Source organism: Providencia sp. PROV048 (assembly GCF_033688165.1).
In the GTDB taxonomy this organism is placed as follows: Bacteria; Pseudomonadota; Gammaproteobacteria; order Enterobacterales; family Enterobacteriaceae; genus Providencia; species Providencia hangzhouensis.
The window spans coordinates 166,326-179,693 of sequence record NZ_CP096360.1; the positions used below are offsets into that span (position 1 = coordinate 166,326).

The window sequence follows — 13,368 nt, forward strand, 5'->3', positions numbered from 1 at the left end:
GTTTACTGTGCTTTTAAGACGGCATCAATTGCAGAGACGCTTTTATGTGTCAATGTGCTAATCATATTCATTGTCAGGCTGTAATTGCCGACACGATTTTGAAATTGCAGTAATTGGGTTGGGTTACTTGGGTCAATATTATTGACCTTCTCAGTTAAATACTCTCTTTCTTGGCTGGTAGTTGCAGTGTATTCAGCAAATAGCTTTTTGACCTTGTCTTCAATCGGAAGAGATGGTGAGAGAACTGATGTTGTCTCTGTTGGAGCCGTAGGTAGTAAATGCGGTGTAATATCTAACATAAGTGATTTCCTAAATAAAACAGAGCATTATATTAAACAATGCTCTTTGAAATTAAACGTTACGGATAATGGCTTGGTCAGTATCTTTAATGGATTTCATATAGTTACTTTGTAATTGGCGCGCCATATTATAATTACCGCTCATGGCGGTGATTTTTGCCAACACAAGTGGGTTATCGACTTCTAAATTGGAGCTAGCAAGTAAGGTGTTTAATTCATCGCCAAATTGTTTAGCTTTAGCACTAATACTTGCAGAGGTACGATAGATCATACCCAGATCATTTTTATCTGTTCCCTCGGTTTCTAATTTAGAGCTGCCCCAACGACCATTTTCTAAACCTGATATAACATCTGTATTTGAGTTTGCCATTTTGTTTCCTCGTTATTTTAAACCATATTAGTTAAATGTTTGTTAAGTTAAAAACTGATTGAATTAAAAAACCAATGATTATTACCTAATAAAATATAACCATTTGCATTGGTGACAAATGATTTTCCTACAAGCGTATTATTCGTAAGGGAAATAGAAAATTGAATGTGGTTTTCTCCCCATTGTTTGTAAAATGAATTTGTGAATTTAATCAACGATGCTGTTTGGTCGTCATTTAAACTGTCTTTTATTATAAATATGACTTTATTATCTTTAGTGATTTTACGCCATTGAACATTACTTTCTGTTAATCCTAACTCTGCTTTTTGTAATAATTCACCAAGATTAACTTGTTTTATTTCACTCTTAATATAACAACTGAAATAGCTAGATAATATTTTGTCTATTTTATTGTTTACATTAATGGATGTTTTTTCATCTATCGCTGTTATTTTTGGGTTACATGGGTTGCTAAGCTCTATCTTTAATGTGTCTGGAAATACGTCAATAATCTTACTTTCAATTTCCTTTTCGAATTTATTTATTATTTTAATTGAAAATTTTTCATTATATTTAGCTTTGACTAGGCGCTGCATACTCCAGTCGGCGTCTCTTTGTGTTTTAACTAAAATGAGGCTTTCGTTATTTTCACTTTGAGTTACAGTAATTGGGTAGTGGCTACCTTGAAGTATGTGCTCTAGTGTTTTTACTTTTGTTTCAGCACTTTGTTCTGGAATATACTGGAAAGTAACGTAAGTAATAAATATTGAAAATAAAGTAAAGAAAAAGACCCGCATAGTTTGTTTATTAAAAATACTTGGTTTTTCCTTGGTTGACTTTTTTATTTTAGATTTAAAGGCAGGTAATGGATTTTCCATTTCCGAGCTCAATGCGTCCTCAAACGTTTGGGCGCTTTGCCAATCAGTATCTTGCATTTTTATTGCGATAGGAAATATATCAGCCAAAAGTAATTGTTGAAGAACGATAGGAATTTCAGTACTTAGTCCACTATCATTTAGTTGAATTGCTAAACCACTTTCAGTATATTGATTCGCTGTAACAATAGAAAACTCACAGGCAATACCATCACTAGGGATCTGGTAAGTTGTAAACCCATCATCATTGATGTCAGTTTTGTAATCTAAGCCGTCACCAATGATAATAAGATTATTATCTGTATTAACCATTAACTCTTGCCCAGTCATTGGTCCGCTAGCAATTTTTATTATGCATGTTCGGCTATTTGTATTACTCATAAAAATAATCTCATGGAATTAATCTTGTTTTAATTATGGATTTATTGGGGCTCGTTATGGGTTACAAGTAAAACAAGAAATATTTTTTTTGTCAGCTGAATTGTTCTTATTCATTTATACCTTTAATGTGTAATGGAAAGTACGATTGATTCCCGAGTATTCCCTTGAGCCTTTTTCATCTATTGCTCATTCTGTCTACACTAAATTACGTTAATAAGGTCTATATAATGTCAAACAAAGATATTGTTACATTATTAGAAAGTAGAGGCTGTCGATTTTCTTTACAGGATAAATTGGTCTTGGCTATACCTAATAAGAATGCGACGCCTTTTTTTTATAAATCTCTATATTCAAATTTGAATATTTCAATTGAAAATCAATCTATATTTATCTGCCAAGAGAATGAATGGGTGCCGATAGATAAATCAGATTGGCATTTATATTCAATGGATTTATCAGAATTAGTTGAAATTTTAGCAGTTATTGACACTGCGACAGGGCAAGCATTTCTCGCTAAAAAAGAGAAACCAAAAGTTGATGAAAATAGTCAAGAAGAATTTATTGAATTACCTGAAGAGTTTCTACCAACCGTTTCGATTAAAAATGTAGTGATTGATTTAATTATTAGAAATCATCCTATATTTGATAGCTGGTGTGAAATATTAAGGCGATATGAAGCCTACGGTATGATGCGATTTATTCTTACTTCCGCTCAAGATGATAAGAATGCCAACATTAATCAGTTATGTGCGCGTTATGGTATATCAGCTTCTTATTTTAGGCAGCTTTATCGAGAAAACTTTAATAAAACAGCAAAGCGAAAAATTATGAGCGTTCGTATGGCTAATGCCATTCTGCAACTAATTGAAAGTGACGATTCAATATTAGATGTCGGGTTGGAAGCAGGTTATTGCTCAGCCTCTCATTTTACGAATGATATTAAAAAAGAGTTAGGCCTAACACCATCAGAAATTAGGCACATTGGAGCGACATTATATGAGCAGTAAAAAAAATCGAGTGTTAGGGGTGACACTATTTTTACTGAGTATGAATTTCTATTCGGCACAAGCAGAATTTATTGTTGCGGAACCCGTTACGCAGTCAAAAAACCACGATACATTTGTCGCAAATAATATTGCGGTAGGTAAGGTGTTTGATGCGGTTGCTGAGCGCCTAAATAAACCGATTATTCTTAGTAAATTAGCCGCGCAAAAAAAGGTAACCGGTAATTTTAATTTGGCCAATGCAGATGAAATGTTTAAAGCATTAGCCCGACGAATTGCGCTAGTGTGGTATGACGATGGTGCAAGTATTTATGTTTATGATAACAGTGAAATGCGTAGCGCAATTATTCCAACGAATAATGTCAGTAGCAATCAACTGCTGAATTATATTCAACGAAATGGCATTTATGACTCACGCTTTCCTGTGCGTTCACAAGAGGGAGAAAGGCTATTATTTGTCTCTGGGCCACCTCTCTATATTGAATTAATTAAAGCAGCTTCTTTATATCTTGCAGAACAAATTAGAAAAGAGGAATTATCCAGCGGTGAAGTTGCGGTTATTCCGTTAAAGCACGCCTCAGTAACCGATAGAAGCTATTCATTACGCGGGCAAAATATTACGATCCCTGGCCTGCTGAATGTCATTAATAATTTATTCAAAAATGGCGCTGAAATGGATGAAATACTCACTATCCAGCCTCCATCGGTAGCAATTAATTCAACAGGTGACTCAATAGATGAATTAATGGATGCGCCAATTGGTGACTCATTGCCTGCAGCGAATAAACTTCAGCAGGTAACAAAAAAGTCCTCTAACCGTTCTTTTTCTTTGGTGGCATATCCTGATAGTAATAGCTTGATTGTTAAAGGAAGCCAAGAGCAAATCCGTTATGTTCGCCAGCTAGTGAATACATTGGATATGCGTCGTCGCCAAGTGGAGTTGTCATTATGGATTATCGATATTACCCGTTCTGAGTTAGATAATTTAGGAGTGAATTGGGAGGTTGGCACATTTAATACGGGAAAGGGGTCAGTATCATTTAATCGAAGTACATTATCGAATAGTCAGCAATTCCTATTGCAGATTGATGCATTGAATAAGAAAGGGAACGGGCACATTGTTTCTCGTCCAGTGCTATTAACCCAAGAAAACATTCCTGCTTTATTTGATAACAACACCAGTTTTTACGCCAAATTACAAGGCGAGCGCATTGCAACTCTCGAACAAGTCACTTATGGCACCATGGTGAGTGTGATGCCACGTATTTCCGCGGGTAATAACGTTGAAATGGAAGTCAGTATTGAAGATGGTGCAGAAAATCGCGATAGCATGGGGAAAACATCCAGTGTAGAAGGCCTACCAGCCGTTAACCGAACCAGTATTAACACCGTTGCGCGTATTGCAAAAGACAGCAGTTTACTTATTGGTGGTTATACGCGTGAACAATATGTTGAAAATGAAAGCAAAATTCCTTTTTTAGGCGATCTTCCTTATGTGGGTGGGTTATTTAGCCACTCATCTACTAATCAACAAAAGATGGTGCGTTTATTTTTAATCCAACCGCGTTTATTGGATGAAAATGAAGGGTGGGATGGGCGACAATTTTCCGAAAAAACACGGATCACCAACCATGATAGTCAGTTGCACGGTACGGTTCAATTTCTTCAACAATACATGAGTGAATCATGGCAATAACACCACTGAGCTTTAATACACGCTTTTCCGTTAATACTCAAAATAAAAGCCGTGTACCTGTAAGTAGTGACGACTCTGATGAAGTGGCTCGTGGCGCAGGTGTTATTGATAGCTCTAGTGAATATGCATCGATGTCGATGTTGGCGGCAAGTCATGTACGCCGAGGAAGTTCTAAAAAGGGTGATGAAGAAGAATGGATGCAATTTTCTGAACGCATCTTAGATAAAGATGCGGATGATAAAGTGCTACATATAGAAGGATTACTAAACAAGCAGTTAATGACTCCGAAACAGTTACGAGCATTTTTATTACAATTTTTTACTGACCCTAGCGACTTATTAATGCTTCTTGCAGCATTAATTAATCGGAAAAAATTAAAAAAAGAGCAAATTGACAATCTTGAAGCTTTGGTGGAATTGCTGCAAGCAGAAGACACTAAACGGAGTGCTCAAGCGGGGATTAATGTTGCACTCATTGCAAAGGCATTTGCAAAAAAATTACATTCTAGTGCTGGAAACTTGCGTACATTGTATCGTGAATTTATCTGCTATGACGGGCCGGTTGTCTATTTATATGAACAATGGGTTGAGGCAATGGAAATCCAAGAACGTGAAAATATAATGCGTTATCTTGGTCGGGCGCTTGCTTGTGATTTACAAACGTTACCACTAGGTGACTTAAATATCAGTGCATTTGGCCGTTTTTTTAGCCGTGTAGGCCGGCTACGAGAATTGCAATCATTAGATTATGTATTTTGCCAGCAATTCTTTCAGTCTGGCTTTTTTCGACTTAATGAAAACTCAAATAAATCAAAAATTGCAAAAGAACTGAGTCAACTATTTACCCATGGTATTCGTAGCCAAGTTGGGTTTGAGACAGCAGTTATAACTTTTATTTCTGAAGAATTAAAAATTATGACTTCGGATATGCATGGCAGATTTTTACAGCTCTTATTGCTGGCTTTTACAGTTATTCCTACCGGGGTATTTAAGTCAGCCGAAATAAGAGAACAATGTATTGAACAACTAAAAATACTCATGGACCAAATAAAGGTACAGGAGCAAATACTACACCGTAAGCCATAGTGTGATAGGAAAATTATTCCATGAAAAATATAACCGGATTTTTGCTACAGATCCGTAATCGTCCAGAGCTAATGGTATTAATTATCATGGTGATGGTTATTGCTATGTTGATTATTCCATTACCCACAATATTAGTCGATTTATTGATCGGCTTAAATATTATGATCTCAGTACTCATTTTTATGAGCTCTTTTTATATCACTCGGGTGCTGAATTTTCAGTCATTTCCATCTATCTTGCTAATTAGTACGTTATTTCGGCTTGCTTTATCAATTAGTACCAGCCGCCTAATTTTATTAGAAGCAGATGCAGGGGATATTATCGCGACGTTTGGTGAATTTGTTATTCAAGATAACCTTGTCGTTGGTATGGTGGTATTTGCGATAGTCACTATTGTACAGTTTATTGTGATCACTAAAGGTTCTGAACGTATTGCTGAAGTGGCTGCACGCTTTTCTCTTGATGCGATGCCAGGTAAACAAATGAGTATCGATGCTGATTTACGTGCGGGTGTGATTGATGAAGCTGCAGTTAAAAAGAAACGTGGTGACCTTGAAAAAGAGAGCCAGTTATTTGGTTCTTTTGATGGTGCGATGAAATTCATTAAAGGGGATGCGATCGCGGGTATTATCATCATTTTTGTTAATTTAATTGGTGGGATATCTGTTGGTACTGCTCAGCAAGGAATGGATGTTTCAACTGCATTAAATACGTTTTCTTTATTAACTATTGGTGATGGTTTAGTTGCCCAAATACCAGCGCTACTCATTTCTATCAGTGCTGGTTTTATTGTCACTCGAGTAGGTGGTAATGATAAGAATTTAGGTGAAAATATTGTTTCGGAGTTATTTGCTAATGACTTTACGATTTTAATTACGGCATTTATTGTACTTTCGATGGGGTTTCTACCTGGTTTTCCAACTATTGTATTTTTACTGTTATCAGGGCTACTTATTGGATTATTTGCTATCAGATATTTCAAAAAGGAAAAGAATAAGCAAAAAACGGTTAAGGGTGAAGCTGAAATCATTAATTCAGATGTGATGGAAGGCGAAACTCAAAGAGAAAATGGTGATATTGAAGATGAATACATTCCAGAAACATTGCCGATTATTCTATCTGTTAATCAAAAATATAAAAAACATTTAGAGAATAACAAATTTTTATCTAGAATGAAAAAAGATATTTTTATTCGTTATGGATACAGGATACCTGATATTGCTATTAACTACTCACCTATTATCCCTGAAAATAAAATAGTGGTATTAATTAATGAAATTAAAGCAGGGGAATATGATATCTATTTTAATGGGTATCGCTTACTGACTATGAATGACGAACCTGAATATCTTGGTATGACATTAACAAAGTTTACGGATGAATATGGTTCAGTAAGTACGTGGTTTGAACAACAGGATTTATCTAATATTGAGCAACTAGGTTTAATGGCTCGCGATGATGTGACAGAAGCAATTGATTGTGTCAGTACCTTATTACTGCGATTCATTAATGAATTTTTCGGTATTCAAGAAACAAAAAATTTACTTGATGACCTTGAAAGTAAATACCCTGAGTTATTAAAGGAGTGTTATCGACATACTACAGTACAAAAAGTGACCGAAGTTTTTCAACGTTTATTAATGGAAAAAATTTCAGTTCGTAATATGAAATTGATTATTGAAACTTTAGTGCAGTGGATACCAAAAGAGAAAGACAGTTTAATGTTAGTTGAGCATGTTAGGACCTCAATGGCACGCTATATCTCTTCGCGTTTTGCTGTCAATGGGCGCTTGAATGTCTTGATGATCAATTCAGAGATAGAGGACACAATACGCCAAGGGATCAGGCAATCATCTGGTGGAGTATATTTACATCTGGAGCCTGAAAAAACCAATGAGTTGATACAGGCAGCAGAACTTGCTTTAGAAAATAGTTACCTATCAGTTAGAGATGTAAATGTTTTAGTGCCTATTGATGTTCGTCGTTTTGTCAAAAAAATCTTGGAAGGCCGTTTCCCTGAACTTGAAGTTCTTTCTTTTAATGAGGTTTCAGAAATGGTCAAGGTCAATGTGGTTAAAACCATATAATCAAAAAATTGCCTTTATTAACAAATAAAGCGACTGAATTCAATATAACTAAATATGTTGAATAATTAAAATATGTTCAAAATATAAGGATTACTCGATGAAATATAGATTTATAGAAATACTTAATGAATTTTTAAAGACTATGGGACGTAGCGACCTAGTTAACTCTCAGCTAGATTGTCACTCTAATATTCAATTGGAAATGAATGAGTTTTCTGCGATTAATATCGATTTATCAACGGATGATATTATTATTTGGTGTCAATTAGCAGAGTGCAATTACAGTCATTTAGATTTAATTAGTGCACCTTTATTAAAAACATTATTAGAATACCCACCGAATAATTTTTATCCAGGGCAACCAGCATTGAATCTTGTGGATGATACTTATGTTCTTTCCGCCGTTTTAAAAGAATCAGCTTTAAATGATATGCAACTATTTGCAGATAGTTTTGAAGAATTCTTTGAGCGTGCAAATGAGCTTAGTGCTCAATTATCGTAATCCATTATGAAGTTATTCGATTTCTGCGCGCATCCTGCGCGCATTCATGGATGCCTAATTGAAGCACCTTTACACGGTGTTTTTATTGGTGAAATTTGTTTTATTGAACGTTCTCTTACACAGCCCGACATAATTGCGAAAGCGCAGGTTGTTGGATTTAAAGAAGGACTCACGGTATTGAGTTTAATAGGTCGCACACAAGGTTTAACCCGAGAAGTGGTTATTCGCCCAAGTGGCTACCCGTTTGTATTTGAAGTCGGTGAGCACTTAGCGGGTAAAATTTTTAATGCGGCAGGAGAACAGGTTGGTGAGTTGAGTGAAAACTTTGCTGAGCCAACTTTGCTCAATACAAAATTATTACGTATTGATAGCCCTCCAGTGAGCGTGACACAAAGGCGTCCTGTTTCTGAGCCGATGGTAACTGGGGTACGTGCGATTGATAGCTTACTGACATGTGGCTTAGGGCAGCGTATTGGTATTTTTGCCGCCGCAGGTAGTGGTAAAACTTCATTAATGAACATGATCATAAGCCACGCTCATGCGGATATTCATGTCGTTGCACTAATTGGTGAGCGAGGCCGAGAGGTTATTGAATTTATTGAGGAGTTGAAAGAGTCGCCTCATGCGACACAGACGATATTAATTTATGCAACTTCAGACAGTCCACCGATTGAGCGGTGTAATGCCGCGTTGCTTGCAACTACGATTGCTGAATATTTTCGTGACTGTGGTCGTAATGTACTGCTGTACGTTGATTCTATGACTCGATATGCACGAGCGTTGCGAGATGTGGCTTTAGCCACAGGAGAATTACCGGCTAGGCGCGGTTATCCTGCTTCTGTTTTTGAACAGCTTCCAATGTTGCTAGAACGTCCAGGGCAACTTAAACATGGCTCCATTACCGCTTTTTATACGGTGTTATTAGAAAGCGAAGAGGAAGCAGACCCAATTGGTGATGAAATCCGCTCAATTCTGGATGGCCATATTTATTTAAGTCATAAATTAGCGGGACGTGGGCATTATCCAGCGATTGATATCTTACACAGTATTAGCCGCGTCTTCCAAAAGGTGACGACTCCAGTGCATCGCCAGTGTGCAATTGATTTGCGCGATATGCTTTCAAGGCTTGAACAAATTCAGCTTTACTTAGAGCTCGGTGAATATCAACGCGGTGAAAGTCATGAAAATGACCGAGCTTTAGATAAAAAAGAACAAATTGAAGCTTTCTTAAAACAAGCCATGGATGAGCCGATGAGTTTCGACAATATGTTAAGCATTCTTAACGAATTGACATGTTAATGATTTCTAATTTATTGGCATTAACGGAGCGACGCTTTGATCGGACATTACAAGAACAATCGCAATTAAGTTCAATCATAAAACAACAAAAACAGCAATGTATGGATATTCGCCAGCGTATTTCAGTTCTGGCAACACAAACCGCATCTTATGAAAAGTCAGAAGAATTAAGCAGAAATGCTTTTTGGGAAAGACAGCGCTTAAAAGCGGCAGTCCTTGCGGAAATAGCTCAATTTGAATTTCAAATAGAAACCTTAATAGTTGAAATATCAAAAAATAAAACACGGCAGTCTGAAGTTGCTAAACGAGTATTTGTATTACGTAATAAGTGCGAGAAATTCCGAAATTATCTCAAGCAGCAACGTATAGAAAGAAGATTAAAATCAGAGCTGCAGCAACAAAATGAAATTGAGGAGTTATTCGTACATGTTAGTAATAAAAGCGAATTCAAATGAAAAAGTAGCTCATGCAGTTATCGAGGGGGAGGCAATATCATCAGAATATAACACCGCTGAATTTAGCCAGAAATATATAACAAAAAAAATGGTGAAAATAGTAAACGATGAAAAAATGCTGAACCTATTCGGTTATAAAAAGCAAAGTCAGCCAAAGGATATATCTGCTTTTCTACCTACCGCTCCTTCTTTTATGCAACAAATATCGCAATTGAGCGACTTAGCGAAGGGGTTTATTACATGGAAAGAAAATGTATATATTGGTGAAGGTACCCAAATAGCCGGGGAAAATAAAGAATTAAAGGCCAAAGCGATTGAACCACTAATAAATAATTATATATTTACGGAAAGTTGTATACCTGTTGTTCATCATTTTCAGGATAACTTACCAAAGACTCATCAGGTTAATATTACGAATAAATTGATGGTGGATAATCAGCCAGATATGAATCTATTGGCTGATTTGACGACTACTGGGAAAGTCGAAACCGTCCCTGAATTAGTCGAGGATAATCACGAAAATATTAATCTTATTACTAGTCTACCTGTTGTTGACCTAGTCGATATATTAAATAAACCAGTTGTTGATAATAACCTGTCGGTGGCATCGAATATTCCAGTTGAACAAAATATTGCTGACGAAGATGAGATTCCTTTGTTTAACACTATGATGGTTGGCTATCCACTACCGAATATCCCACAGCGAGCAAGGGGGAAAGCTAACGATAATTTAGTCCCATACGGGGAAAATAAACCTCAATTAAGTGAGAAGAATCAGCTCAAGATGGGAAGTCCACTGGCAAATTTAGCGCTTAGGAGTACTTTAGAACCGACATCAAAAGAGTTAAAACCAGAGGTTAAAACGGGGAAACAGTACATTAGATCTTTAGTCAAAGCAGAGCTTGAGCCCGCTATCCAACGGAAAATAGTTGGAGAACAATCCAAGCCAGTTAATATTCGACAAATTGATTCACTCGATACCATTTTGTTAAATACATATCCCCGAAAAAATAACCTAGCAAAAGATGACTCACTAAGAAATTCCCCTTCTCTTTTGGGAATGCAGTTAGCTACCCATCATTTGCATGACCAACAGGGCACTAATCAAGGTATTAAAGAAAATACCCATCATCATGTTGTTGAGCAGCTTGAACTTGCTTTTACAAAAAATGAGCCACCTACACAGCCAGCTATCTCACTGAAAACTTCTTATCTATATGATAATAAAAGCATTTCATTATCTGAAAATGAGACGAATAATTTCCCTGATAAAGTACAAGAGATGACAATTTCTGCACAAATCTCACCTGCAGAAGATATGAGCCCACCTAGCAATATGATAGCAACGACTACTAATGAGGTTATGCGGCCGTCTGTGCCTCTACAAGCTACACAGCAAAAGCCAGAGATGCACAAAATGCCAGAGCTAGTGGAAAACAACCCACTTTTAGGTGAAAACCAACAGCTGAAAACTGCGGAACGTAGTTTCACTTATACTTTTAGCCAGTGGCAAAGTAGCCCATCAGTGACTTTTGAATTGGCCTCTAAAGGAGAGTTTGTTGCCTCAACAGCGAGCCCAGAAGTTCAATTGGCATTAAATGAGAATAAACATTTATTGAATCATGAAACGAGTGTGCATATTCGACGTGAAGGTGAGCGCCAACAGCATCGAAACCGACAGCAGCATGACCAGCAGCAAGAAGAAGATTAATTATGTTGAAGATTCGACGGATCAGCTCTCAAGAAAAACAACTGAAAATTTGGCAGCAATGTTATTCAGTTAATACACAAATAAAGCCAGCTAACCGCAGTATTGGTTATTTTCAGTTATCACTAGTGAGTGAAACACAGAAAATAAATGCATTAGTTGTTGTTGAAAGTTGGTGTCATTATCGTTGGCCTAAACTGGTTCATTATGCATGGAGTTCATTATCAAACAATCAGCTATGTGAATTGTTTGCTTCTGAATATATTGGAATTACATTTTTCTCCCAGAATTTCCGTTGTGAATCTGTAGAGATAGTTGATGATATGCGTATTAATTACCAGCCATGGCTAATTGTTAAAGAAGCTAGCCTCGGGGAAGTATTATTAGCAGAACCAATAGAAAGCCTCGAAAAAAAGCAGGGAACTAATCAGATATTCGACCATTTAAAACTGCGAGCGGATTGGATATTAGGGTATAGCTATATTAGTGCCAAACTTTTGCAAACTATAGAATTACGTGATGTGCTGAGTATCCAACAATTACAGTTAAATATGTCTGTGGCAGGACAGGTATTAGCTCGATTTCAAAAGCAAGATGAAGGACTACTTACGATTGAAGAATTAGTGGCGCCAGAGAGTGAAGAGGAATTCGTATTTCCTGAAGAAGATGAAATGCAAGAAATTGTACGCCCCTTTAATGTAAAAGAAATGAATATTAAATTAACCTTTGTTTTAGGTCATAGTGATATTACGGTCGATGAGCTTTCAAAAATGGAGCCCGGTTATATTTATTCTATTGGTGAAAATAAAGAACGTGAAGTTAAAGTCTATGCTAATAAGCAACTTATTGCAGAAGGGGAGCTTATTTATATTGGCAATAGTGATGAGTTAGGTTTGGAAATCACACATGTTGTCAGTTTGGGTGATAAAAGAGTTTAATATGCCAACGATACCTGATGGGATCCCATTATTAGCTATTATCGCATTCTCGACATTATTGCCATTCATTATTGCTGCGGGCACCTGCTATTTAAAAATATCAATTGTATTAATTATGGTACGTAACGCGATGGGCGTTCAACAAGTTCCTTCTACCATGGTATTAAATGGTATTGCATTGCTGCTTTCTATTTTCGTTATGATGCCAGTTTTACAGGATGTGAATAATCATATGCGACAAGAACAGGTTGATTTTAGTAATGTCGAATCAATCGATAATTTTGTTGAGAATGGGCTAGGGGGATATAAATCGTATTTGAAAAAATATTCAGATCCACAGTTAGTGACGTTCTTTGAATCAATACAACAAGGTCGAAGTGAAGAAGAAGTGACCGCTGATGAAGGCGAAGCTACATTATTTTCTTTATTACCTGCTTATGCATTAAGTGAAATAAAATCAGCTTTTGAAATTGGTTTTTATATCTATTTACCTTTTGTTGTAGTTGATTTAGTTATTTCCAGCATTTTATTGGCACTGGGTATGATGATGATGAGCCCAGTAACAATTTCGATTCCAGTTAAATTAATTCTATTTGTTGCAATTGATGGCTGGTCACTGATCTCTAAGGGGTTAGTGATGCAATACATTGAATTAGCACAGCATTAAAG

Annotated in this window: 13 protein-coding genes; 10 read left to right on the forward strand and 3 right to left on the reverse strand. The window is 36.4% G+C overall.

All coding sequences use genetic code 11. The features are described from left to right. Positions 1–2: 2 nt before the first annotated feature. From sctI to M1F26_RS00750, 3 genes are read right to left on the reverse strand one after another with little or no spacing between them, the layout of a single operon-like run. Positions 3–299: a type III secretion system inner rod subunit SctI gene (gene sctI / locus M1F26_RS00740; protein WP_140171927.1), complete on the reverse strand. Its 297-nt coding sequence runs from the start codon at positions 297–299 to the stop codon at positions 3–5. A 52-nt stretch (positions 300–351) separates the two neighbouring features. Continuing rightward, the gene (locus tag M1F26_RS00745) at positions 352–669 is read right to left on the reverse strand and encodes an EscF/YscF/HrpA family type III secretion system needle major subunit (protein ID WP_140171928.1); all 318 of its coding nucleotides are present in this window, start codon (positions 667–669) and stop codon (positions 352–354) included. Positions 670–716: 47 nt separating this feature from the next. Further along, positions 717–1,925, reverse strand: a complete 1,209-nt coding sequence (locus M1F26_RS00750) for a PrgH/EprH family type III secretion apparatus protein (protein WP_140171929.1) — start codon at positions 1,923–1,925, stop codon at positions 717–719. Positions 1,926–2,152: 227 nt separating this feature from the next. On the opposite strand from M1F26_RS00750, the gene M1F26_RS00755 reads away from it, so the two are divergent. The 10 genes from M1F26_RS00755 (at position 2,153) to M1F26_RS00800 (ending at position 13,366) form a co-directional block, all read left to right on the forward strand. Then, positions 2,153–2,932 (forward strand): helix-turn-helix domain-containing protein, encoded by a 780-nt coding sequence (locus tag M1F26_RS00755; protein ID WP_140171930.1) that lies wholly within the window; start codon positions 2,153–2,155, stop codon positions 2,930–2,932. Continuing rightward, on the forward strand, positions 2,922–4,625 hold the full coding sequence (sctC, locus tag M1F26_RS00760; RefSeq protein ID WP_140171931.1) for a type III secretion system outer membrane ring subunit SctC: 1,704 nt from the start codon (positions 2,922–2,924) through the stop codon (positions 4,623–4,625). Before M1F26_RS00755 ends, sctC begins: the two co-directional genes overlap by 11 nt. After that, complete coding sequence (gene sctW / locus M1F26_RS00765; RefSeq protein ID WP_140171932.1) at positions 4,616–5,710, forward strand: type III secretion system gatekeeper subunit SctW; 1,095 nt, start codon at positions 4,616–4,618, stop codon at positions 5,708–5,710. Before sctC ends, sctW begins: the two co-directional genes overlap by 10 nt. A 20-nt stretch (positions 5,711–5,730) precedes the next feature. Then, a complete protein-coding gene (locus M1F26_RS00770; RefSeq protein WP_140171933.1) occupies positions 5,731–7,797 on the forward strand; it encodes an EscV/YscV/HrcV family type III secretion system export apparatus protein in 2,067 nt (688 codons plus the stop codon). Between the two features lie 97 nt (positions 7,798–7,894). After that, positions 7,895–8,299, forward strand: coding sequence for a type III secretion system protein (locus M1F26_RS00775; protein WP_140171934.1), 405 nt, complete (start codon positions 7,895–7,897; stop codon positions 8,297–8,299). Between the two features lie 6 nt (positions 8,300–8,305). Then, positions 8,306–9,598 (forward strand): type III secretion system ATPase SctN, encoded by a 1,293-nt coding sequence (sctN, locus tag M1F26_RS00780; RefSeq protein ID WP_140171935.1) that lies wholly within the window; start codon positions 8,306–8,308, stop codon positions 9,596–9,598. After that, positions 9,592–10,053 carry a hypothetical protein gene (locus M1F26_RS00785; protein WP_227528873.1) on the forward strand — a complete coding sequence of 154 codons (462 nt, stop codon included), beginning with the start codon at positions 9,592–9,594 and terminating at the stop codon, positions 10,051–10,053. Before sctN ends, M1F26_RS00785 begins: the two co-directional genes overlap by 7 nt. After that, positions 10,025–11,764 (forward strand): hypothetical protein, encoded by a 1,740-nt coding sequence (locus M1F26_RS00790; protein WP_140171936.1) that lies wholly within the window; start codon positions 10,025–10,027, stop codon positions 11,762–11,764. The genes M1F26_RS00785 and M1F26_RS00790 overlap by 29 nt, the downstream gene beginning before the upstream one ends. A 2-nt stretch (positions 11,765–11,766) precedes the next feature. Next, positions 11,767–12,699 (forward strand): FliM/FliN family flagellar motor switch protein, encoded by a 933-nt coding sequence (locus tag M1F26_RS00795; protein WP_140171937.1) that lies wholly within the window; start codon positions 11,767–11,769, stop codon positions 12,697–12,699. 10 nt (positions 12,700–12,709) lie between these two features. Continuing rightward, the gene (locus tag M1F26_RS00800; RefSeq protein ID WP_180359511.1) at positions 12,710–13,366 is read left to right on the forward strand and encodes an EscR/YscR/HrcR family type III secretion system export apparatus protein; all 657 of its coding nucleotides are present in this window, start codon (positions 12,710–12,712) and stop codon (positions 13,364–13,366) included. The last annotated feature ends 2 nt before the right edge of the window (positions 13,367–13,368 follow it).

What these genes read in the sequence shown, in the direction of transcription:
- M1F26_RS00795 (WP_140171937.1), top strand. Translation starts at nt 11,767, where the DNA reads ATGTTGAAGATTCGACGGATCAGCTCTCAAGAAAAACAACTGAAAATT.
- M1F26_RS00785 (WP_227528873.1), top strand. Translation starts at nt 9,592, where the DNA reads ATGTTAATGATTTCTAATTTATTGGCATTAACGGAGCGACGCTTTGAT.
- M1F26_RS00745 (WP_140171928.1), bottom strand. Translation starts at nt 669, where the DNA reads ATGGCAAACTCAAATACAGATGTTATATCAGGTTTAGAAAATGGTCGT.
- M1F26_RS00790 (WP_140171936.1), top strand. Translation starts at nt 10,025, where the DNA reads ATGTTAGTAATAAAAGCGAATTCAAATGAAAAAGTAGCTCATGCAGTT.
- sctW (WP_140171932.1), top strand. Translation starts at nt 4,616, where the DNA reads ATGGCAATAACACCACTGAGCTTTAATACACGCTTTTCCGTTAATACT.
- M1F26_RS00750 (WP_140171929.1), bottom strand. Translation starts at nt 1,925, where the DNA reads ATGAGTAATACAAATAGCCGAACATGCATAATAAAAATTGCTAGCGGA.
- sctI (WP_140171927.1), bottom strand. Translation starts at nt 299, where the DNA reads ATGTTAGATATTACACCGCATTTACTACCTACGGCTCCAACAGAGACA.
- sctN (WP_140171935.1), top strand. Translation starts at nt 8,306, where the DNA reads ATGAAGTTATTCGATTTCTGCGCGCATCCTGCGCGCATTCATGGATGC.
- M1F26_RS00755 (WP_140171930.1), top strand. Translation starts at nt 2,153, where the DNA reads ATGTCAAACAAAGATATTGTTACATTATTAGAAAGTAGAGGCTGTCGA.
- M1F26_RS00770 (WP_140171933.1), top strand. Translation starts at nt 5,731, where the DNA reads ATGAAAAATATAACCGGATTTTTGCTACAGATCCGTAATCGTCCAGAG.
- sctC (WP_140171931.1), top strand. Translation starts at nt 2,922, where the DNA reads ATGAGCAGTAAAAAAAATCGAGTGTTAGGGGTGACACTATTTTTACTG.
- M1F26_RS00775 (WP_140171934.1), top strand. Translation starts at nt 7,895, where the DNA reads ATGAAATATAGATTTATAGAAATACTTAATGAATTTTTAAAGACTATG.